At 40.8% G+C, this 21,902-nt stretch carries 16 protein-coding genes, 2 tRNA genes and 2 rRNA genes; 14 read left to right on the top strand and 6 right to left on the bottom strand.

Annotation, left to right across the window (positions count from 1 at the left end; translation table 11 throughout):
- The first annotated feature begins 389 nt into the window (after nucleotides 1-389).
- The 8 genes from FI644_RS06895 to tsaD all read left to right on the top strand — a co-directional run bounded on the left by FI644_RS06895 (nucleotide 390) and on the right by tsaD (nucleotide 6,611).
- A 23S ribosomal RNA gene (locus tag FI644_RS06895) occupies nucleotides 390-3,322 on the top strand.
- A 67-nt stretch (nucleotides 3,323-3,389) separates the two neighbouring features.
- Nucleotides 3,390-3,506: ribosomal RNA gene (gene rrf / locus FI644_RS06890) — 5S ribosomal RNA — on the top strand.
- A gap of 27 nt (nucleotides 3,507-3,533) precedes the next feature.
- Nucleotides 3,534-3,607 (top strand) — tRNA-Met (locus FI644_RS06885).
- A gap of 3 nt (nucleotides 3,608-3,610) precedes the next feature.
- Nucleotides 3,611-3,687: transfer RNA gene (locus FI644_RS06880), tRNA-Asp, on the top strand.
- 288 nt (nucleotides 3,688-3,975) lie between these two features.
- Nucleotides 3,976-4,431 (top strand): tRNA (adenosine(37)-N6)-threonylcarbamoyltransferase complex ATPase subunit type 1 TsaE, encoded by a 456-nt coding sequence (tsaE, locus tag FI644_RS06875; RefSeq protein ID WP_053478075.1) that lies wholly within the window; start codon nucleotides 3,976-3,978, stop codon nucleotides 4,429-4,431.
- Complete coding sequence (tsaB, locus tag FI644_RS06870; protein ID WP_053478076.1) at nucleotides 4,428-5,135, top strand: tRNA (adenosine(37)-N6)-threonylcarbamoyltransferase complex dimerization subunit type 1 TsaB; 708 nt, start codon at nucleotides 4,428-4,430, stop codon at nucleotides 5,133-5,135. The genes tsaE and tsaB overlap by 4 nt, the downstream gene beginning before the upstream one ends.
- 4 nt (nucleotides 5,136-5,139) lie before the next feature.
- Nucleotides 5,140-5,589, top strand: coding sequence for a ribosomal protein S18-alanine N-acetyltransferase (rimI, locus tag FI644_RS06865; protein WP_056682058.1), 450 nt, complete (start codon nucleotides 5,140-5,142; stop codon nucleotides 5,587-5,589).
- Nucleotides 5,586-6,611, top strand: coding sequence for a tRNA (adenosine(37)-N6)-threonylcarbamoyltransferase complex transferase subunit TsaD (tsaD, locus tag FI644_RS06860; protein WP_053478078.1), 1,026 nt, complete (start codon nucleotides 5,586-5,588; stop codon nucleotides 6,609-6,611). Before rimI ends, tsaD begins: the two co-directional genes overlap by 4 nt.
- A gap of 370 nt (nucleotides 6,612-6,981) precedes the next feature.
- Here the strand turns inward: tsaD and FI644_RS06855 are convergent, their stop codons facing one another.
- Nucleotides 6,982-8,904 carry an ABC-F family ATP-binding cassette domain-containing protein gene (locus FI644_RS06855; protein ID WP_053478079.1) on the bottom strand — a complete coding sequence of 641 codons (1,923 nt, stop codon included), beginning with the start codon at nucleotides 8,902-8,904 and terminating at the stop codon, nucleotides 6,982-6,984.
- Between the two features lie 146 nt (nucleotides 8,905-9,050).
- On the opposite strand from FI644_RS06855, the gene moaC reads away from it, so the two are divergent.
- Both moaC and FI644_RS06845 read left to right on the top strand, forming a co-directional pair.
- A complete protein-coding gene (gene moaC / locus FI644_RS06850) occupies nucleotides 9,051-9,539 on the top strand; it encodes a cyclic pyranopterin monophosphate synthase MoaC (protein ID WP_053478080.1) in 489 nt (162 codons plus the stop codon).
- Nucleotides 9,540-9,565: 26 nt separating this feature from the next.
- Entirely contained in the window at nucleotides 9,566-10,222 is a 657-nt protein-coding gene (locus tag FI644_RS06845; protein ID WP_053478081.1) for a redox-sensing transcriptional repressor Rex, read from the top strand.
- 35 nt (nucleotides 10,223-10,257) lie between these two features.
- Here the strand turns inward: FI644_RS06845 and FI644_RS06840 are convergent, their stop codons facing one another.
- Together FI644_RS06840 and FI644_RS06835 are read right to left on the bottom strand one after the other, a co-directional pair.
- A complete protein-coding gene (locus tag FI644_RS06840; RefSeq protein ID WP_053478082.1) occupies nucleotides 10,258-10,464 on the bottom strand; it encodes a YdiK family protein in 207 nt (68 codons plus the stop codon).
- The gene (locus FI644_RS06835) at nucleotides 10,461-11,192 is read right to left on the bottom strand and encodes a CPBP family intramembrane glutamic endopeptidase (protein ID WP_053478083.1); all 732 of its coding nucleotides are present in this window, start codon (nucleotides 11,190-11,192) and stop codon (nucleotides 10,461-10,463) included. Before FI644_RS06835 ends, FI644_RS06840 begins: the two co-directional genes overlap by 4 nt.
- A 298-nt stretch (nucleotides 11,193-11,490) precedes the next feature.
- On the opposite strand from FI644_RS06835, the gene groES reads away from it, so the two are divergent.
- From groES to FI644_RS27340, 4 genes are all read left to right on the top strand, one after another.
- The gene (groES, locus tag FI644_RS06830; RefSeq protein WP_053478084.1) at nucleotides 11,491-11,775 is read left to right on the top strand and encodes a co-chaperone GroES; all 285 of its coding nucleotides are present in this window, start codon (nucleotides 11,491-11,493) and stop codon (nucleotides 11,773-11,775) included.
- 63 nt (nucleotides 11,776-11,838) lie between these two features.
- Nucleotides 11,839-13,473: a chaperonin GroEL gene (gene groL, locus FI644_RS06825; RefSeq protein WP_053478085.1), complete on the top strand. Its 1,635-nt coding sequence runs from the start codon at nucleotides 11,839-11,841 to the stop codon at nucleotides 13,471-13,473.
- Between the two features lie 535 nt (nucleotides 13,474-14,008).
- Nucleotides 14,009-15,280, top strand: coding sequence for a RidA family protein (locus tag FI644_RS06815; protein WP_056682246.1), 1,272 nt, complete (start codon nucleotides 14,009-14,011; stop codon nucleotides 15,278-15,280).
- Nucleotides 15,281-16,782: 1,502 nt separating this feature from the next.
- A complete protein-coding gene (locus FI644_RS27340) occupies nucleotides 16,783-18,603 on the top strand; it encodes an FG-GAP-like repeat-containing protein (RefSeq protein WP_075209074.1) in 1,821 nt (606 codons plus the stop codon).
- Between the two features lie 859 nt (nucleotides 18,604-19,462).
- On the opposite strand, the gene FI644_RS06805 is transcribed toward FI644_RS27340, so the two are convergent.
- Genes FI644_RS06805 through FI644_RS06795 form a run of 3 tightly spaced genes read right to left on the bottom strand, consistent with a single transcriptional unit; the run spans nucleotide 19,463 to nucleotide 21,895 of the window.
- Nucleotides 19,463-20,293 carry a DUF4097 family beta strand repeat-containing protein gene (locus tag FI644_RS06805; RefSeq protein WP_142108193.1) on the bottom strand — a complete coding sequence of 277 codons (831 nt, stop codon included), beginning with the start codon at nucleotides 20,291-20,293 and terminating at the stop codon, nucleotides 19,463-19,465.
- Nucleotides 20,293-20,982, bottom strand: a complete 690-nt coding sequence (locus FI644_RS06800; RefSeq protein WP_142108192.1) for an ABC transporter permease — start codon at nucleotides 20,980-20,982, stop codon at nucleotides 20,293-20,295. Before FI644_RS06800 ends, FI644_RS06805 begins: the two co-directional genes overlap by 1 nt.
- Nucleotides 20,960-21,895, bottom strand: a complete 936-nt coding sequence (locus FI644_RS06795) for an ABC transporter ATP-binding protein (protein ID WP_053478104.1) — start codon at nucleotides 21,893-21,895, stop codon at nucleotides 20,960-20,962. The genes FI644_RS06800 and FI644_RS06795 overlap by 23 nt, the downstream gene beginning before the upstream one ends.
- Nucleotides 21,896-21,902 lie beyond the last annotated feature (7 nt).

Raw genomic sequence — 21,902 nt, 5'->3', positions numbered from 1 at the left:
AAGACGTTTCATTGTTCGTTCAGTTTTGAGAGAGTAATCTCTCATATTATTTTGCTCCTGCGCCGCAGTAGTTCGAGGAAGATAAACCTCAGCTCGTCGCAAGGCAGCATGATGAATAGCTACGAAGCTTAATCACGTTGTGATTGAAATCAGTAGCCTTGTTCTTTGAAAACTAGATAATGCAATAAAGAAGATAACCGAGTAATCGCCATCTTAGTTTTTTCTCTTATATTGAGTTTTTAAAACCAAGTAAGAGTGTAAACCATGAGGGCAATGAGCAACAAGCAGATCAAGGAAGCGACCGAGCGAGCACCGGAACGTACTCAGTACGTGAGGAGCACAGCGAGAGAGCTGACGCCGAGATGCGCAGTTGATCATTGACCGAAGTAGGTTAAGTTAGAAAGGGCGCACGGTGAATGCCTAGGCACTAGGAGCCGATGAAGGACGGGACTAACACCGATATGCTTCGGGGAGCTGTAAGTAAGCTTTGATCCGGAGATTTCCGAATGGGGGAACCCTCTATCCGTAATGGGATAGAATCTTTACCTGAATACATAGGGTATTGAAGGCAGACCCGGGGAACTGAAACATCTAAGTACCCGGAGGAAGAGAAAGCAAACGCGATTCCCTGAGTAGCGGCGAGCGAAACGGGATTAGCCCAAACCAAGAGGCTTGCCTCTTGGGGTTGTAGGACACTCTACACGGAGTTACAAAGGAACGAGGTAAATGAACAGGTCTGGAAAGGCCGGCCAGAGAAGGTAAAAGCCCTGTAGTTGAAACTTCGTTCCCTCCAGAGTGGATCCTGAGTACGGCGGGACACGAGAAATCCCGTCGGAAGCAGGGAGGACCATCTCCCAAGGCTAAATACTCCCTAGTGACCGATAGTGAACCAGTACCGTGAGGGAAAGGTGAAAAGCACCCCGGAAGGGGAGTGAAAGAGATCCTGAAACCGTGTGCCTACAAGTAGTCAGAGCCCGTTTATGGGTGATGGCGTGCCTTTTGTAGAATGAACCGGCGAGTTACGATTACATGCAAGGTTAAGTTGAATAGACGGAGCCGCAGCGAAAGCGAGTCTGAATAGGGCGAATGAGTATGTGGTCGTAGACCCGAAACCAGGTGATCTACCCATGTCCAGGTTGAAGTTCAGGTAACACTGAATGGAGGACCGAACCCACGCACGTTGAAAAGTGCGGGGATGAGGTGTGGGTAGCGGAGAAATTCCAATCGAACTTGGAGATAGCTGGTTCTCTCCGAAATAGCTTTAGGGCTAGCCTCATGTAGAAAGAGTCTTGGAGGTAGAGCACTGTTTGGACTAGGGGCCCCCATCGGGTTACCGAATTCAGACAAACTCCGAATGCCAAAGACTTATCCATGGGAGTCAGACTGCGAGTGATAAGATCCGTAGTCAAGAGGGAAACAGCCCAGACCACCAGCTAAGGTCCCAAAGTATACGTTAAGTGGAAAAGGATGTGGAGTTGCTTAGACAACCAGGATGTTGGCTTAGAAGCAGCCACCATTTAAAGAGTGCGTAATAGCTCACTGGTCGAGTGACTCTGCGCCGAAAATGTACCGGGGCTAAACGTATCACCGAAGCTGTGGATGGACATCTACGATGTCCGTGGTAGGAGAGCGTTCTAAGGGCGTTGAAGCTAGACCGCAAGGACTGGTGGAGCGCTTAGAAGTGAGAATGCCGGTATGAGTAGCGAAAGATGGGTGAGAATCCCATCCACCGAATGCCTAAGGTTTCCTGAGGAAGGCTCGTCCGCTCAGGGTTAGTCGGGACCTAAGCCGAGGCTGAAAAGCGTAGGCGATGGACAACAGGTTGATATTCCTGTACCACCAAACTCCGTTTGAGCAATGGGGGGACGCAGGAGGATAGGGTAAGCGCACTGCTGGATATGTGCGTCTAAGCAGTTAGGCTGCAAGCGAGGAAAATCCCGTTTGCGTGAAGGCTGAGCTGTGACAGCGAGGGAAATATAGTACCGAAGTTCCTGATTCCACACTGCCAAGAAAAGCCTCTAGTGAGGATAAGGTGCCCGTACCGCAAACCGACACAGGTAGGCGAGGAGAGAATCCTAAGGTGAGCGAGAGAACTCTCGTTAAGGAACTCGGCAAAATGACCCCGTAACTTCGGGAGAAGGGGTGCTTTTTAGGGTGAATAGCCCTGAAAAGCCGCAGTGAATAGGCCCAGGCGACTGTTTAGCAAAAACACAGGTCTCTGCGAAGCCGCAAGGCGAAGTATAGGGGCTGACGCCTGCCCGGTGCTGGAAGGTTAAGAGGAGGGGTTAGCTCACGCGAAGCTCTGAATTGAAGCCCCAGTAAACGGCGGCCGTAACTATAACGGTCCTAAGGTAGCGAAATTCCTTGTCGGGTAAGTTCCGACCCGCACGAAAGGCGTAACGATCTGGGCACTGTCTCAACGAGAGACTCGGTGAAATTATAGTACCTGTGAAGATGCAGGTTACCCGCGACAGGACGGAAAGACCCCGTGGAGCTTTACTGTAGCCTGATATTGAATTTCGGTACAGCTTGTACAGGATAGGTAGGAGCCTTGGAAGCCGGAGCGCCAGCTTCGGTGGAGGCATCGGTGGGATACTACCCTGGCTGTATTGAAATTCTAACCCATGCCCCTGATCGGGGCAGGAGACAGTGTCAGGTGGGCAGTTTGACTGGGGCGGTCGCCTCCTAAAAAGTAACGGAGGCGCCCAAAGGTTCCCTCAGAATGGTTGGAAATCATTCGAAGAGTGTAAAGGCATAAGGGAGCTTGACTGCGAGACCTACAAGTCGAGCAGGGACGAAAGTCGGGCTTAGTGATCCGGTGGTTCCGCATGGAAGGGCCATCGCTCAACGGATAAAAGCTACCCCGGGGATAACAGGCTTATCTCCCCCAAGAGTCCACATCGACGGGGAGGTTTGGCACCTCGATGTCGGCTCATCGCATCCTGGGGCTGTAGTCGGTCCCAAGGGTTGGGCTGTTCGCCCATTAAAGCGGTACGCGAGCTGGGTTCAGAACGTCGTGAGACAGTTCGGTCCCTATCCGTCGTGGGCGCAGGAAATTTGAGAGGAGCTGTCCTTAGTACGAGAGGACCGGGATGGACGCACCGCTGGTGTACCAGTTGTTCTGCCAAGAGCATCGCTGGGTAGCTATGTGCGGAAGGGATAAGTGCTGAAAGCATCTAAGCATGAAGCCCCCCTCGAGATGAGATTTCCCATAGCGTCAAGCTAGTAAGACCCCTGAAAGATGATCAGGTTGATAGGTTTGAGGTGGAAGCGTGGTGACACGTGGAGCTGACAAATACTAATCGGTCGAGGACTTAACCATAAATGATTACTCAACTTCTTCTTTAGCATTATCTAGTTTTGAGGGAACAAACCTCATCATAAATAGGTCTAGTGGCGATAGCGAGAAGGTCACACCCGTTCCCATCCCGAACACGGCAGTTAAGCTTCTCAGCGCCAATGGTAGTTAGGGGCTGTCCCCTTGTGAGAGTAGGACGTCGCTAGGCTGTTTAACTAATATAAAATATTATTATCGCGGGGTGGAGCAGTTCGGTAGCTCGTCGGGCTCATAACCCGAAGGTCGCAGGTTCAAATCCTGTCCCCGCAATCTGGTCCGGTAGTTCAGTTGGTTAGAATGCCTGCCTGTCACGCAGGAGGTCGCGGGTTCGAGTCCCGTCCGGACCGCCATTATACACAAAAGTTAAGTGCGAAACATTGTTTCGTCTTTTTTTTGTCTATTTTTATCCATGCTTTTTTGCTCAGTAACAAAAAATCATGTAGACTATACATATAATAGATACTCCTTAGGATCCATCCTAAGGTTTTTTTGTTCAGAATAAGAAGATCGGACTTTTATCTAAAGTTGATTCTTTTCTAGTAAGGTTTTTTAATAAAGGATAGCTATGTAAATGAACACTGTTGAAAACAGTCTTTTGAAAAAAGGGACTTAAATGAAAATAAAGGTGAGTAATTAATATGAAGCAATTTGAGTTTATCTCGAACCAGCCCGAAGAAACAATGGATTTTTCTAAACGGCTTGCAGAATTTTTAAAGCCTGGCGATGTAATTGCTTTAGAAGGCGATCTTGGTGCAGGAAAAACGACGTTTACAAAAGGGCTGGCTCTTGGTTTAGATATCAAAAGAAACGTGAATAGCCCTACCTTTACAATTATTAAGGAGTATCAAGGAAGAATGCCTCTTTATCATATGGATGTATATCGAGTCGAGGATTCATTTGAAGATTTAGGGTTCGATGAATACTTCGAGGGAAACGGAATTACAGTTGTTGAGTGGGCTCATTTAATAGAGGAACAGCTTCCACAGGAATTATTAATGATATCTTTGTTTTTAGGAGAAAATGGAGCAAGAAAAATTGTAGTAACCCCTAAAGGTGAAAGATATGCGGAATTATGTAAGGAGTTTTTTATATGAAGTTGCTTTCGATCGATACGTCTAATTATTCATTAGGTGTGGCTTTATTAGATGAAAATCAAGTGATAGGTGAATATATAACAAATATAAAGAAAAATCACTCTGTACGCGTAATGCCTGCAATTGAAGCATTGATGAAAGACTGTGATGTGAAGCCAAGTGATCTTTCAAAGATTGTTGTTGCTAAAGGCCCGGGCTCGTATACTGGGGTTCGAATTGGTGTGACTATTGCAAAGACGTTAGCATGGACATTGAATATCCCTTTGACAGGCGTTTCGAGCTTAGAGGTATTAGCAGCATCTGCAGGCCGTTATTTCGAAGGTGTGATCTCTCCCGTATTTGATGCACGCAGAGGTCAAATATATACGGGTCTCTATCAATTCAGTGAGGGGAACTTAATCACAAAGAATAAAGATCAGCTGGTATTATCTATGGACTGGGCTGCTGAACTGAAAGAGAGAAGTGATAAGGTTCTTTTTATTGGGAACGATTTGCCTCTTCATCGAAAAACATTTGAAGAAATAATTGGAACACAAGCAGTTTTTGCTGAAATAACGGAGCATAATCCTCGACCTGCTGAGCTTGCATTATTGGGCAGGGATAAGGAAGCTGAAGATATACATTCTTTTGTTCCTAATTACATCCGTTTAGCAGAAGCGGAAGCTAATTGGATCAAAGCGAATAAAGAGAAGATAAGGAAGTAGCAGTATGAATAAGTCTTTAACCTTCCGATTTATGGATATTAATGATGTAGATGACATTCTAAAAATTGAGCATGAATCTTTTACCCTTCCATGGAGCAGAGAGGCATTTCTAAATGAGTTAACGACAAATCAATATGCTTTGTATTTAGGTTTAGAAGAAGACGGGAAAGTCATAGGCTATTGTGGTGTATGGATTGTTGTGGATGAAGCGCAAATTACAAATGTTGCTATTTTGCCGGAGTTTCGTGGAAGGAAGCTGGGAGAGGCATTAATGAGACAAGTGATGGAAATTGCCTCAGAGAGAGGAGCGAGGACGATGTCGCTCGAGGTGCGTGTATCCAATTCGATTGCCCAGTCTCTCTATCGAAAGCTTGGATTTCAAAATGGCGGAATTAGAAAGAACTACTATTCGGATAATCAAGAAGATGCTTTAGTAATGTGGGTGAATTTATGACAAACAAAGATCAATTAATCATGGGAATTGAAACAAGCTGTGATGAAACGGCAGTTGCAATCATTAAAAATGGAAGAGAAATTGCTGCAAATGTAGTAGCCTCTCAAATTGAAAGCCACAAAAGATTCGGCGGTGTTGTTCCAGAGATTGCTTCTCGTCATCATGTAGAGCAAATTACGATTGTACTAGAGGAAGCGCTAAACCAGGCAAATATCAGTTACGAAGATTTAAGTGCCATTGCCGTTACAGAAGGACCTGGATTAGTTGGGGCATTATTAGTGGGGGTAAATGCGGCAAAGGCCGTTGCTTTTGCTCATGGGATTCCGTTAGTGGGGGTTCATCATATAGCTGGACATATTTATGCGAATCGGCTTGTAAGGGAGATGGCATTTCCTTTGCTCTCACTTGTTGTTTCGGGTGGACATACAGAACTTGTGTATATGAAGGAGCATGGCCATTTTGAAGTCATAGGTGAAACTAGGGATGATGCTGCTGGAGAAGCCTATGATAAAGTTGCAAGAACTTTAAGTCTTCCCTATCCAGGAGGGCCTCATATTGATCGGTTAGCACAGGAAGGAGAACCTTCTATTTCATTGCCTCGTGCATGGCTGGAGGAAGGCTCCTATGATTTCAGCTTCAGTGGATTAAAGTCAGCAGTTATTAACACTGTCCACAATGCTGAACAAAGAGGGGACCAGATTAAGCCTGAGGATTTGGCATCAAGCTTTCAACAAAGTGTGATTGATGTACTGGTAACAAAAACAAGTAAGGCTGCAAAAGAATATAACGTGAAACAGGTACTATTAGCTGGTGGTGTAGCAGCTAATAAAGGTTTGCGTACAGCTTTACAGGAAGAGTTTACTAAGCTTCCTGAATGTGAGCTAGTTATCCCGCCGTTATCCCTATGTACAGACAATGCGGCAATGATCGCTGCTGCAGGCAGTGTTTTATTTGAAAAAGGGATACAATCAACTATGGCTTTGAATGCAAATCCAGGTCTCGATATTACTATCCACAATTAAGGAACAGCTAGGAAGAAGTCCTCATTGGAAAGTGGGGACTTTCTTGTGGATAAATAGAAAAATCAGATAATTTCTGTGGGAATTGTGGATAATAAGGCTGTTTATTGTGGATAATGTGGAAAAGTCTGTGGAAGTCTTTCATTTCAGGCTATATTTTGTGAATAGTTTTGTGGACAAAAAAGGAACAAAGGGTGTACATATCCCCAGTTCCTTTTTCTTATGTCTAGCGCCAGCGCCTATCGCCTATCAAACTTCAGGTCCCCTCCCTACGATAAGTCGACATCAATTCGCTATCGCTCATTGTGTCTCCTATATCTCAGTCACGGCCCTTTCAGTTTGTACGGCGATGATCAAGGCGCTTCCGCTTTTCTTAATCTGCTAATTCGGTCCATTCTTCGACCAGTTCGTCTAATTTACCTTTTGCCTCATTGTTTTTATTCGTAATCTCCAGTACTTTTTCATGATCTTGATAAACCTCAGGCTCACATAATTGCTGCTCATATTCAGATATTTGAACTTCTAATTCTCCGATTTGCTTTTCTACTTCTTCTAATCTTCTTTGGCGTTGCCTTTCCATTTTTTTTGCTTCTTTATCAAGCTGATAGCTGGTTTTTTCCTGATTAGGCTGATTTGATGCTGAATGATTTTGTACGGTATCTAATGCCTTCAATTCTTCTTGCTCTTGCTTCTTTTCAATATAATAATCATAATCACCAAGGTACTCAGTTGTGCCACTCTTGCTCAGTTCAATCACTTTTGTTGTAATACGGTTAATAAAGTAGCGGTCATGAGAAACGAAAAGGATAGTCCCAGGATAATCGATAAGTGCGTTTTCTAATATTTCTTTACTATCTAAATCAAGATGGTTAGTAGGCTCGTCCAGAATCAAAAAATTTGCTTGTTGCATCATTAACTTAGCTAGTGCTAGCCGAGCTTTTTCTCCTCCGCTTAAGGTAGATACATTCTTTAAAACATCATCACCAGAGAAAAGGAAATTCCCTAACACAGTTCGGATATCCTTCTCAGGCTTAAGTGGAAATTCGTCCCATAGCTCATTTAAAACTCGCTTATTCGATGATAGTTCGGCTTGTTCCTGATCGTAGTATCCGATGGAAACATTTGATCCATAATGAAAATGACCTGAAATAGGTGACAATCTATCAATGATTGTTTTTAATAGAGTAGATTTTCCAACCCCATTTGGTCCCACAAGGGCAATGCTTTCCCCTCTAGTAATCCTGAAGGAAATACTGTTTGAAATCTCTTCTCCATGATAACCAATAGCGATTGAGTCAGCCTTTAATACATCATTTCCCGATTGTCTATCAATTTGGAAGCCAAAAGAGGCAGATTTTTCATCTCCTAGGGGCCTGTCCATTACTTCCATTTTTTCAAGCTGCTTGCGGCGGCTCTGAGCTCTTTTTGTTGTGGAAGCTCGTGCAAGATTTCGTTGAATGAAATCCTGAAGCTTTGCTACTTCCTCCTGCTGTTTTTCATATTCTTTCATTTCACGTTCAAAATTTGCTGCCTTTTGGTCGAGGTAGGCACTGTAATTCCCTGTATATTTACGAATTTGAAGTCTTGATAGTTCGTATACTTGTGAAACCACTTTATCTAAAAAATAACGATCATGTGAGACAATTAATATGGCCCCGTCGTATCCTTGTAAATATTGCTCTAACCACGTTAGAGTATCGATATCTAAATGATTGGTAGGCTCATCCAGGATTAAAATATCGGGTTTTGTTAATAATAGTTTTCCGAGAGCAAGTCTTGTTTTCTGCCCTCCGCTTAATGTTGATACTTTTGTATCGTAGCTAAAGGAATGGAAATTTAAGCCGTGGAGAACTGAACGGATGTCTGACTCGTATTGATAACCGCCTTCTTCTTTAAATTGAACTTGACGTTTATCATATTCGGACAAAATTCGCTCATATTCCTGCTGATTTCCCATAGCTTCGGGATCAGACATACGTTCTTCAAGCCTGCGTAATTCTTTTTCTTGGGTTTGAAAATGCGCAAATACTGTTAACATTTCATTCCAAATGGATTGTTCAGATTCTAAGCCTGTATTTTGAGCTAGGTAACCTATTTTTACATCCTTAGGCTTAATTATTTCTCCGGACTCATAAGACATTTGCCCTGCAATAATTTTTAGTAGAGTAGATTTACCAGCTCCATTACGGCCTACAAGGGCAATTCGATCTCTTGTTTGTACTTCTAGCTTTATATTCGATAAAATAGGATCAGCACCAAAATTTTTCATTAATTGATTTACTTGTAATAAAATCATTTTTTTCACCTCTATATTCTAGAGTTAGTGTAACTCATTCATATATGATGGGCAATAACCGATACATTTTGCGTAAGTGAATGGTTGTACAAATTGCATACAAATGGATAAAAATAGTGTATCATTTTGTAGAGAGGTGTATGTACATGACAGATTTTACTCATTTTAATCAAGAGGGCCGAGCAAAAATGGTTGACGTTAGTGATAAGCCTGAAACTGTCCGAACAGCGATTGCTCACTCAAGTATTATTGTAAATAAAGAAATATATGAAAAAATTACTTCTAATAAAATGAAAAAAGGGGATGTCCTTGCAGTCGCTCAAGTTGCAGGAGTGATGGCATGCAAGAAAACCTGGGAAATCATCCCGATGTGTCACCCTATTCCGCTAACTGGTGTGGATATTTCCTTCTCATGGGTAATGGATCAAGAGGAATATACCCTATTAATTACGGCATCAGCTAAAACAAAAGGAAACACTGGCGTTGAGATGGAAGCGCTCACAGCGGCATCTGTCTGTGCTTTGACCGTTTATGATATGTGTAAAGCGGTTGATAAGGGAATGATCATTGGCAGAACGTATTTAGTTGAAAAAACAGGCGGTAAAAATGGAGACTTTAAAAGAGACACTAAATAATGTAACTTTGGGAGAGTGGATGAATAATGGCGAATGAATCAGTGAAAATTCCGCAAGCAACTGCAAAAAGGCTCCCTTTGTACTATCGATTTCTAAAAAATTTACATTCCTCTGGCAAGCAAAGGGTATCATCAGCTGAGCTAAGTGAGGCAGTAAAGGTGGACTCTGCCACCATTCGCAGGGATTTTTCCTACTTTGGGGCATTGGGGAAAAAGGGATACGGGTATAATGTCAATTATTTGCTTACATTTTTCCGGAAGACATTAGACCAGGATGAACTGACAAAGGTGGCATTAATCGGAGTAGGAAATTTAGGCACTGCTTTTCTGAATTATAACTTTTTGAAAAATAATAATACAAAAATTGAAGTTGCTTTTGATGTAGACGTAAATAAAGTCGGTTCAAAAATTGGGGAAGTTCCCGTTTTTCATATGGATGATTTAGAAAAAGTAATTAAAGAACACAATATTCAAGTGGCGATATTAACCGTTCCTGCACCTGCTGCTCAATCAATCGCTGACCGGATTGTTCAGGGAAGTGTAAATGGAATTTTGAATTTTACACCAGCTAGGCTATCTGTCCCATCGACAATAAGAATTCATCATATTGATTTAGCTGTAGAGCTTCAGTCTCTTATTTATTTCTTAAAGCATTACCCGACAGAAAGTGAAAAAGAAGAATAAAATATTAAAGTAAATGAGCCTCTCAAAATGGAGGCTCATTTATTTTTTAGGCTATTTTTTAATTTGAAATGAAAAGCAACCATGCGCAGACCGCCGCCTAAGTCAAAGGTTGCAATAATAATTAGAAATACAGTGAAAATTCCCCATCCTTGTTCCCTTTGTATGTTTTGAATGGCGATGTATGTAAAGAGGAGACCGAGAATAATATAGATAATGCCTGAAAATAATGGTGACCTTCTCATATAAATCCTCCAATAAAAGATTGTATTTTTTCTATTTTTTCCAGCCAGTTTTCTATTGGCTCCTTATTAAGCTGCAGAATAACAACAAGTGTATTCATTGTCACGTGAGCGAAGATCGGTACAATAATCCGCTTTGTTTTTACATAAAGAAAAGCAAACGTAAATCCCATCGCAGAATATAAAAGCGTATGTTCAATCTCTGCATGTGCTAGGGCAAAAATGACAGAGCTGATTAATGCTGATAAAAAGAAGTTCAATCGTTTATGCAGGGATCCAAAAATGATTTTTCGAAAAACGATTTCTTCTAATATAGGTCCGATGATGGAACTGACGATTATTACGGCCGGGAAGGTTTGGATAAGCATCAGGATGTCCTGTGTATTTTCGGACCCCATTTCAATGCCAACCATGTTTTCGATACTTGCCGCCATTATTTGGGCGAAATAGGCTAGGAAGATCCCTCCAACTGCCCATGCGATAGAAGTTGGAACAGAAGAAGCATCCCGCAATTCCCGGACTGTTTTCATTTCTTTCCGTAATAGCACAAGAGTAATAATGAAGGTAATTGAAAAGCTAATGACAATCCAATAGGGTACAGAAAGTACTTGCATGTCTTTAGGACTTTTGCCAAAAAAAGTACCGGTAAACATGAGAAGTGGAACGCCTATAATCGATGAAAATTGCATGGCTATATATGCAATAAGAATGATCCAGTATTCTTTTTTCAATGTATTGTCTCCTTCTAATAGGTTGGTTGGCCGAGGTGATTATTCACTCGCTTCTCTACCATCTTTCATTTTACTCATAATTAGCTTCTAGTTTCAAATAGAACAGTTCGATAGTCATAACTATTGCAAAATAATACTTCGATTGAAGCAAATTTTGGCTATGAATATTTTTTGTAAAAATTTGAGCTTCACCCTTGCAAATAGTGTTCGTTTTCTTTAATATAATAATTGTGTTAGCACTCGGATGGATAGAGTGCTAATAAAAAATATTACATATAAATTGAGGAGGTTGTTTCACTTGTTAAAGCCACTAGGTGATCGAATTATTATCGAGCTTGTTGAAACTGAAGAAAAAACTGCAAGCGGCATCGTTTTGCCGGACACTGCTAAAGAAAAGCCTCAAGAAGGTAAAGTTGTTGCTGTAGGAACTGGCCGCGTTCTTGAAAATGGTGAGCGTGTAGCCCTTGAAGTTGCTAACGGCGACCGTATCATCTTCTCAAAATATGCTGGAACAGAAGTGAAATACGAAGGCAAAGAATACTTGATTTTACGTGAAAATGATATTCTTGCTATTATCGGTTAATAAACAATACTCAGATAGATTCTAAAAGATAACTTTTCATAATTCTAGAGGAGGTTTTTACAAATGGCAAAAGAGATCAAATTTAGTGAAGATGCTCGCCGTGCGATGCTACGCGGTGTAGATACCCTTGCAGATGCAGTAAAAGTAACTCTTGGACCAAAAGGACGCAACGTGGTTCTTGAGAAAAAATTCGGTTCTCCATTAATCACAAATGATGGAGTAACTATTGCTAAAGAAATTGAATTAGAAGATGCTTTCGAAAACATGGGAGCAAAGCTTGTAGCTGAAGTAGCAAGCAAGACAAACGATGTTGCTGGTGATGGTACAACGACTGCAACAGTACTTGCTCAAGCAATGATTCGTGAAGGTCTTAAAAACGTAACAGCTGGTGCGAACCCAATGGGCATTCGCAAAGGAATTGAAAAAGCAGTTTTAACTGCAGTAGAAGAATTACAAGCAATTTCTAAGCCAATCGAAAGCAAAGAATCCATCGCACAAGTTGCTGCTATTTCTGCTGCTGACGAAGAAGTAGGACAACTAATTGCTGAAGCAATGGAACGTGTTGGCAACGACGGCGTTATTACGATCGAAGAATCTAAAGGCTTCACTACTGAGCTAGATGTAGTAGAAGGTATGCAATTCGACCGTGGATATGCTTCTGCATATATGGTAACAGACACGGAAAAAATGGAAGCTGTCCTAGATAATCCATACATTTTAATTACAGATAAGAAAATTTCAAGCATTCAAGAAGTATTGCCAGTACTTGAGCAAGTTGTTCAACAAGGCAAACCATTATTGTTAGTTGCTGAGGATGTTGAAGGCGAAGCTCTTTCTACATTAGTAGTAAACAAACTACGCGGAACATTCAATGCTGTTGCTGTTAAAGCTCCTGGCTTCGGTGACCGCCGTAAAGCTATGCTTGAAGACATCGCGATTTTAACTGGCGGGGAAGTAATCACTGAGGAATTAGGCCGTGACCTTAAATCTGCTACAATCGCTTCTCTTGGACGCGCTTCTAAAGTTGTCGTTACAAAAGAAAACACAACAATCGTTGAAGGTGCTGGAGACAGTGCACAAATCGCTGGCCGTGTAAACCAAATCCGTGTTCAAATGGATGAAACAACTTCTGAATTTGACCGTGAAAAATTACAAGAGCGCTTAGCTAAATTAGCTGGCGGTGTAGCAGTTGTTAAAGTTGGTGCTGCTACTGAAACAGAATTAAAAGAGCGCAAACTTCGCATCGAAGACGCCCTAAACTCTACGCGCGCAGCTGTAGAAGAAGGAATCGTTTCTGGTGGTGGAGTTGCCCTTCTAAACGTATACAATAAAGTAGCAGCTCTTCAAGCTGAAGGCGACGTTGCTACAGGTATCAACATTGTATTACGTGCAATGGAAGAGCCAGTACGCACAATCGCTCACAATGCAGGCTTAGAAGGATCTGTTGTTGTTGACCGCTTAAAGCGCGAAGCAATCGGCACAGGCTTCAACGCTGCTACAAACGAGTGGGTAAACATGGTTGAAGCTGGAATCGTTGACCCAACTAAGGTTACACGTTCAGCTCTTCAAAACGCAGCATCTGTTGCGGCTATGTTCTTAACAACTGAAGCAGTTGTTGCTGATAAGCCAGAACCAGCTGGTGCAGGCATGGGTATGCCTGACATGGGCGGTATGGGTGGAATGGGCGGCATGATGTAATAAGCCCCTCCAACCATTGATATGACTGGGTTTGTTAGTAAGGTGAGAGTGGTTTGCTAACATTGAGGATATTAATAGAGGCTTCTCTTAAGTTCATTGAACTTTTGGGGGGCTTCTTTTTTCATTTCTTGGGTTACTTGGAGATACATATTTTTCCTGATACTCCCACGGCTAAAGCCGATGGGGTTCTAAGATACTAATACACTGTTACTTACCCTGGTCTTGGTTATATGTTGAAAAGTATCTAGAGACATATAGGTGAAACCGAATCTGAAATAAACCTTTGACCCCCGTATTGCAAATGAGCAATACGGGTATTTTTATATAATTTAATCTTTTTGCAATGTATCTCCTTACAGTTTTATTCGCCTGTAATGCCCTATATTTTATAGTTAAGTCGCAAGGTTGAACTACTTAATATTCCTTGCATTTCTACAAAACAAATCATTTTTTATGGTTTAGCCGGTTATTTCGGTGCGAAACATGAGTTAATACATATATCTATAAAAAAATTATCTAAAAGGGGAATACTATTATGAGCGGCTTTAACGCAGTATTAGCAAGAAATACGGAAAATGCTCCAAACGGTAACGGTCTATATTCACAAACTGTAGCTTTCTCTCATTACAATAATCTTTCAGCTCAATTACCTATCGAACCCAAAACTGGTAAATTGGTAGCTGGTGGTATAAAAGAGCAGGCTGAACAGTGCTTTAAAAATATCAAGGCAATTGTAGAAAGCATTGATCATGTTATGAGCGATATTGTTAGAATCACTGTATTCGTTAAGAATATCAAAGATATTGACGCTGTAGACGAAGTTTATAAAACATACTTCCCAACCTATGTTCCTTCACGAACAACAGTTGCAGTTGCAGCTTTACCTATGGATGCTTTGGTGCAAATTGAAGCACTTGTTTCACACGGTGAAGGTACCATTCCAAACGCACCACAAGCAGGCGATCTCATAAAGCTTACAAATAACACGGAAAATGCACCAACAAGTTCTCTATCTACACAAACCGTGTCTTTCTCTCATTACAATAATCTTTCAGCTCAATTACCTATCGATCCGAAAACTGGTAGATTGGTAGCTGGCGGTGTAAAAGAGCAGGCTGGACAGTGCTTAAAGAATATTAAGGCAATTTTAGAAAGTATCGACGTTCCTTTTGATGATATTGTTAAAATTAATATCTTCCTTAAAGACCTATCGGATATTGATGCGGTAAATGAAGTTTATACAACATTTTTCCCAGACTCGGCTATTGCTAGGGCTGTAGCCTATGTCCCTGCACGGACAACAGTTGCAGCTTCCGCTTTACCTATGGATGCTTTGGTACAAATTGAAGCAGTGGTGTCACACGGAGATGGTACACCTCCACAAGCTGTTGAAGACAGACATGGAATCGTTATATGGGCAAACAACACTGAAGATGCACCAAAGAGTTCACTATCTACACAAACTGTAGCGTTTTCTCATTACAATCACCTTTCAGCTCAATTACCTTTGGACCCAAAAATTGGTGAAATAGTAGCTGGTGGTATAAAAGAGCAGGCTGAACAGTGCTTAAAAAATATCAAGGCAATTATTGAAAGTATCAACCATGATATGGACGATGTGGTTAAAGTAAATATCTTCCTTAAAGATATCGCGGATGTTGATGCTGTAGACGAAGTTTACACAACATTCTTCCCAAGCGGTATTCCTGCACGAAGAACAGTTGGCGTATCAGCTTTACCTCAAGATGCTTTAATCCAAATCGATGCAGTTGTAGCAAACGCTGAGGGAACACCTCCAAAAGCATAACAGGCATTTGTTTGTAAATACAGGGACTATCAAAGTTACTTGTTAATGCCGATGGTGAATGCGAAATCGCATATCCTATTCATAAGTGGCTGTCTCAAATGAAAATTGAGACAGCTTCCGTTTTTTAACAGCGCAGCTTACTTCTCACATATTGAGTATATGGTTTAGATAGACGTTACTAAAAGCTATAGATTACAATTTTGATTACATAGCTGGCAGAATCGGAAGTGAAAATGCTAACATTTTGAACTAACGCAATCCTATGAAAAACGGTAAATCCCCGTTAAAGATGTTACAGACAGAATTTAAAAAATCTTAATTTAACGTACTTTTCACACTCATCGTTAAAGATATTACACACTCTCAGCTTACGGGCGGCATGATGTAATCACACCTTACCAATTAAATGAAGCTTCTCATTAGTCATTAGACTTTTGAGGAGCTTCATTTTTGTTAATCAAACGTATGATTAACAAAAATGTATGCTATTTTGTAAAAATCAATCTGTGGAGCGAGATTAATCGGAGAGTCCCAGTGAATTACACCTTAGTATTTTTAGAGGCTATGTTAAACAATTGTTGATTAGCTACACTACCTTTGGTGCACATACTCATTTAGTTATTCATTCGAATAAAATTAAATGAACATGTACACCAAAGGCTATAAAACAACAGCAAACATTAACAGGGCCACATTCTTAAAGCCTTATTAGTTTTCCTTTCAATATGCAAAAAAACGGAAATCACCACAAATTTTCCGAAGCAAGGGGACGGGGCTCTTGCTTGCTCGTAAAAAAGACAAGAACAGCCCCTATGCTTCTTTATTCTGATATAACGATCAAAAAAAACTCAAAAAATATTATGCACTTAGGTGAGTGAACGATATTTCCTGGGCTTATTAACAAAATCTGTCTCCAAATAAGCGTGCAGTAGAAGCTTTCAGGCCATATTCCTGCAATTATATGAGTGAAAACTACACATTCTTAATTGAACTATTGGATTATAATAAATAATACACAATTATAAAAGTTATTTAATTAATAAATAAAAAAGAGACGCTTCTTTAAACTGCTCTGAGATATAGCCCTTAGGTTAGGTCTTGAATCATCCCTCCTTATATTAATTAATTAATTAATTTTCCAATATCATATAATGAAAATCTAAATTTGCTTGTACTAAAGTACAGGAGCCAAGCTAATTTAAAAACAATAAATAACCCAATCTCATTATCCAAAAATCCATACAATAATAATGTAAACATTGGTACAGAGAGGGCTATTTGTACAACCGATTACAAGTGAAGCACAGGATATGAGGTATATTGTTTTACATTTATTTCAAAATTGAGCATAGGTTGTAGAATGAAAAAATCAATTTTTTGTTCTCAATGAAAATTTTATAGTGAAATTAATGTAAAGATATGGCTCCCGCACCATCAAGAAATTCCTTTTTCAAATAAAGTCCTCATCTTTTTCCAATGAAAGCAAATTTGGAGGTTTTACTATGCCTTGTCCATCATTTCAGACATCAACTTTCCTAAGCGGTGGTGTTGCTCCGGTTAATCTTGTTGTCGCAGATTTTAATGGGGATGGAAATCCCGACCTCGCTGTCACAAATCAGACTTCCGCCAATATCTCAGTGTTTTTAGGGAATGGCTCAGGCGGTTTCGCTTCGGCTCCCGGAAGTCCGTTTTCTAGCAGCGGCCTGAGTCCAGATTCGATCATTTCCGATGATTTTAATGGAGACGGGTTTCCTGATCTTGCTGTTGTGAATGGGATTGGCAATACTGTTTCGGTGTTTTTAGGGAATGGGACCGGAGCGTTCACCCTCGCTCCCGGAAGTCCTTTTTCTAGCGGAGGTTTGTCTGCATCCGATATTGCTTCTGCCGATTTTAATGGGGACGGGATTCCTGACCTCGCTGTCTCAAACCAAAACGGCAATGTCGCTGTGTTTATAGGTAACGGGACGGGGAGCTTTGTTTTCGGTGTTAATTTGATAAGTGCTGCTCCAACCGCCGTCATTTCAGCCGATTTTAACGGAGACGGGTTTGCTGACCTCGCTGTCTCAAACTCTACAGGCACCATCGCAGTGTTTTTAGGGAATGGAGCAGGGGCATTCGCTTTAGGTCCTGGAAGTCCTTTTCCAAGTGGAGGTTCAGTATTTGCAGAGATCATTGCCACGGATTTTAATGGAGATGGATTTCTGGACCTTGCTGTCACGGACTTTATTAACAACGCTGTCTCAGTGCTTTTAGGGAATGGCTCGGGAGCATTCGCCCTAGCTTCTGGTAGTCCTTTTCCAACCGGAGGTATAGGTGGTACACGTGATATTACGTTTGGGGAATTTAATTGCGATGGGATTCCAGACATCGCGGTCACAAACACAAGCGACAACACAATCTCGCTGCTTTTAGGAAATGGGACGGGAGGATTCACTCTCGCGCCTGGAAGTCCTTTTTCAAGTGGCGGACTTGGCCCAACCTCGCTAGCGTCCGCCGATTTTAATGGAGACGGACTGGTTGATCTAGCAGTCACAAACTTTACATCTGGCACAATTTCGATTTTACTCAACGACTGTGAGCCCGAAATAGTATGTCCCGCCGATATCACGGTAGCAAATGATCTCAACCAATGCGGAGCTGTAGTAAACTATCCTACTCCTACCGTTTCAGGTAACTGTATTGGAGCTATTGCATCATGCAGCCCGGGTTCCGGTTCCTTTTTCCCTGTAGGGGCGACGATGGTGACATGTACGCTAACAGACGCCTCCGGAATTGTAGTTGATTCCTGTTCATTTACCGTTACTGTCGAAGACACCCAAGCGCCGAACATCACTTGTTCTAATGATATTATGACATCAAATGCTCCTGGCCAATGTGGAGCAATTGTCAACTTTCCGGCTCCAATTGCAAGCGACAACTGCCCTGGTGTGATGGTTTCGTGCTCCCCTGCATCAGGAACCTTTTTTAGTGTAGGCATCACACCAGTTATTTGTACTGCGACTGATAGCGCTGGCAATACTGCCGAATGCTCTTTTACAGTTACAATAGTCGATTCTGAACCTCCAGTGATTACTTGTTCTGACGATATAACGGTATTTAATGATCCTGGAAGTAATGGAGCATTTGTCAGCTTTCCAGATCCTACTGTAATCGATAACTGTCCTGGCGCAACAGCTGTCTGCACCCCGGCATCAGGTTCCTTTTTTCCTCGGGGGACAACAACTGTCACATGTACGGCTACAGATGCGGCTGGAAATATCAGCGCTTGTTCTTTCAACGTAATCGTGATTGTCGATCCTTGCCGGTTTTTTAGTGGAAGATGAAGCTGAAGAAGGTAATAAAAATGGAGGAAGCATGGAGAAGCTTCTCTAGCTTCCTCGCAAAAAAACACCAGTACCGTTCCTGTGCTTCCTACTTAATCGTCGTCAAAACCTTCCCAATTATACAAAGACGTGTTCTCATTAAAAAATTGAGCTTTTCTAAACCTATGAGTATTACAATCATATAAAACACGATAACAAACGGGAATACGTCTATTTATAAATGAGTAGCAATGAATCCAAGAAGGGGAGATAAGAATGTACTTCCATTATAGGCCAGCGTCCATTTGATAACCTACCATCGTCTGTGACTAATCTCTTCCCAAAGCGAGCAGGCATCGCGTGAAGCATGATGGAAAAATAGGCGCCAATCCTAAACCTATAAAATTAAAACCAACAAAGGAATAAACAATGGGCAATGGAAACAAAAGAAACTTTTGAAAGCGCTTGAACTAGGTCTGGTTCAACAGCTAAGTTTAAGTAGGTGAATAAAACTACATCCAGATTACGTTGTTGAAAACCTTTCAGAGCTTATGTTTGCTTAATGTAAAAATTTCAGTGGATAAACAAATGGATTAGATTATTCATCAACCAATACAAAATTCCACTGAAAAACTAAACTGTACTCGTTTAAAAGTCAAAATAAAGTTGTCATCCAGTTTTCTCTTCACGGGCGGCATGGTGTAATCTGACCCAATTCGTGATATTTCAAGGTTTTCAAGGGTATTAACATGTACATGATCTTCATGTTCGCAATTTACATACTAAGTATTTTACCCCCTCCTAATGAAAGAGGGGGGGTTCTTTTTATAAGCTTTATTCCGTTTGATTATCAATCTGTGAAATTTAAAAGAATGGTGGGCTACTTTATCAAAACTGCACCATCTTCCGTTTCAGCTGAAAGCATGTTAACGCCTTTACCAATAATATGTGCTTTCTTATTATAATGTGGTAACAGTATTTCAATATCTTCACCAGCAGTTGTCAATCGAAGGGAATCGGGTGTTTTTTTATAGTGAATACGAATATCTCCTGAAGCACTTTTTGCTTGAACCTTTGGCTGTTCCTTTGCCTCTGTTATATAAATTTGCCCATCAACTGTTTGTATCTTATGAGTGATGCCCTTGCTTTCTTTTATGGCAACATCACCTGCATTTGTCGTAATCGAAAGGTTTTCAATTGTACTTTCAGCTATTGACACACTACCATCTTTTGATTGGATATCTGCATATGAGATGGACATATTTTCTAGAATGACATCGCCCGCAGAAGTCCTTACCTCTACTGATTCCAGCACTAAGTCATTAATATTTAAGTTACTATCATCCGTATGAAGTGTAAGTGTTTTAAGTTGACCTTTAGGTAGCTGTACGAGAATAGTAGGTGTCTGACGAATGTGAATATGATCTGTCCATTTTTTCTTTTGTTGCTGCTCTTCCATCACCAATCTATTGTATTCTTCTCGAATGTTTACCATATTTTTATTTAATTGATGTCCTTTTATTTGTACATGTATTTTATCATCAGATGAGTTGATAAATTCGGTATTTAACATATCAAGTGACACATCGAGATGGGACACCGCTTCATACTCACCAATTGTTATAGTTTTAGCGGGTTGTTTTATATATAGAAAAAAAATAGCTGTGCCTACAATTCCGAGCAATAGTACTGCTAAAATTGTTCGTTTCATTAGGCTACATCCTTTCTATCAATATAACGGAAGGATAAATAAGCAATGCCGATTCCAAGCAGCGCTAGAATCAGTGGAATAATGACGACATCGGCTAGGCTAAATGTCTTTCCACTATCTGAAACCGTTGAATTTACTAAAAAGCCAATAATGACAGCTGAGGTAATCGTTGTCGCTGTTGATTTTTTTCGCATGCCGAAAAACAATGGAATTAATGCAATCGCACCCATTGAAAATGCGTTTGTGACTGTTTTGGGAAAAGTGGCTATTATTTCTTGCCAAGTGATTGTGCCTGCAAATAGTCCGATAGAAGGCTGTAGAAATAATGTGATCACTTGCATAAAACAAATACCAATCAATAAACTTCCTGTCGTAAAGGTATAGGCAAGGATTAATTTAGCCAGTAACAATTTTTTTCGCTCGATTGGGTATGTGAATAGCACTTGCATCGTTTTCGTTCGAAATTCCGAAATGATTAAGCGCGATAGAATGACACTGCCAAAAGTAATGAATGTAATATTGGAGATAACTGTAATAAGTGACATAAATTCTTGGAACGAACCCATATCTCCACTGTCAATTGCTATTAATGTGACAAAACCATAGATGCTCAAAATACAGCATACAAAGGTTTTAAAATAACGTGTCATCTGATTTTTGTTCCATTCAAGCTTCATGATCTGCAGCATTTGTGATCCCTCCGTTAATGCGGCGAACAAAGTATTCTTCCAATGTTTGCTGCCTTATTTCCACTTTCTCGATATCTACCCCATTAAGAATTAGATGCTTTGTCATAGAGGTTGTCTTTTCGTTTATTTTTGTAATCTGCAGCGTTTTTTCGCTAAAGATTTGTACTTTAGCACCAAACGCCTCTTCTAGTAAACGCTTTGCCTTATCAGTGTCACTCACTACCATTTCAATCATTGGCTGTTGCAGCTTGCGGAGTTCAGTCATTGTGATTTCTTCAATTAATTTACCATGATGTAATATGCCAATTGTATCGGCAATGGACTCAATTTCAGAGACAATATGGCTGGAAATTATAATGGTCATTCCATACTGTTTTTTTAATTTGATAAATAACTCACGCATTTCTTTTATGCCGATTGGATCCAGCCCATTAACTGGCTCATCCAATATTAATATTTTTGGTTTTGTGACAATTGCACGTGCAATTGCTAGGCGTTGGCGCATACCGAGTGAAAATTCTTTTACCTTTTTCTTCTCTATCTCCCTGAGTCCTACAATTTCTAAAACCTTAACAATGCGATTATGATCTTTATATCCTATATATGCACAATGCAATTGCAGGTTTTGATAGGCGGTAAGGTTATCGTAAAATACTGGATATTCAATTAAACTGCCGATGTCTTTTAAATAATGATAAGAATCTTTAGTGATCTGCTCGTTTTGAATAATGATTTCACCGGATGTCGGTTTAACTAAGTTTAATATCATTTTCATTATCGTGGTTTTACCAGCACCATTTGGTCCAAGAAACCCATAAATTTCTCCTTCTTTTATATTCATGTTCACATTGGTAATGACAGGATCGAGTGTAAATCGTTTTGTTAACTGGTGTGTCTGAATAATATAGGTCATACATAAG

The organism is Cytobacillus solani (assembly GCF_006704205.1).
GTDB classification, from domain to species: Bacteria; Bacillota; Bacilli; order Bacillales; family Cytobacillaceae; genus Cytobacillus; species Cytobacillus solani.
Note: the sequence above shows the minus strand (reverse complement) of the source record. Positions and strands in the feature narration are given on the sequence as shown.

Coding starts and splice junctions, on each gene's coding strand:
- tsaE (WP_053478075.1), top strand. CDS start 3,976: ATGAAGCAATTTGAGTTTATCTCGAACCAGCCCGAAGAAACAATGGAT.
- tsaB (WP_053478076.1), top strand. CDS start 4,428: ATGAAGTTGCTTTCGATCGATACGTCTAATTATTCATTAGGTGTGGCT.
- rimI (WP_056682058.1), top strand. CDS start 5,140: ATGAATAAGTCTTTAACCTTCCGATTTATGGATATTAATGATGTAGAT.
- tsaD (WP_053478078.1), top strand. CDS start 5,586: ATGACAAACAAAGATCAATTAATCATGGGAATTGAAACAAGCTGTGAT.
- FI644_RS06855 (WP_053478079.1), bottom strand. CDS start 8,904: ATGATTTTATTACAAGTAAATCAATTAATGAAAAATTTTGGTGCTGAT.
- moaC (WP_053478080.1), top strand. CDS start 9,051: ATGACAGATTTTACTCATTTTAATCAAGAGGGCCGAGCAAAAATGGTT.
- FI644_RS06845 (WP_053478081.1), top strand. CDS start 9,566: ATGGCGAATGAATCAGTGAAAATTCCGCAAGCAACTGCAAAAAGGCTC.
- FI644_RS06840 (WP_053478082.1), bottom strand. CDS start 10,464: ATGAGAAGGTCACCATTATTTTCAGGCATTATCTATATTATTCTCGGT.
- groL (WP_053478085.1), top strand. CDS start 11,839: ATGGCAAAAGAGATCAAATTTAGTGAAGATGCTCGCCGTGCGATGCTA.
- FI644_RS06815 (WP_056682246.1), top strand. CDS start 14,009: ATGAGCGGCTTTAACGCAGTATTAGCAAGAAATACGGAAAATGCTCCA.
- FI644_RS27340 (WP_075209074.1), top strand. CDS start 16,783: ATGCCTTGTCCATCATTTCAGACATCAACTTTCCTAAGCGGTGGTGTT.
- FI644_RS06805 (WP_142108193.1), bottom strand. CDS start 20,293: ATGAAACGAACAATTTTAGCAGTACTATTGCTCGGAATTGTAGGCACA.
- FI644_RS06800 (WP_142108192.1), bottom strand. CDS start 20,982: ATGCTGCAGATCATGAAGCTTGAATGGAACAAAAATCAGATGACACGT.
- FI644_RS06795 (WP_053478104.1), bottom strand. CDS start 21,895: ATGACCTATATTATTCAGACACACCAGTTAACAAAACGATTTACACTC.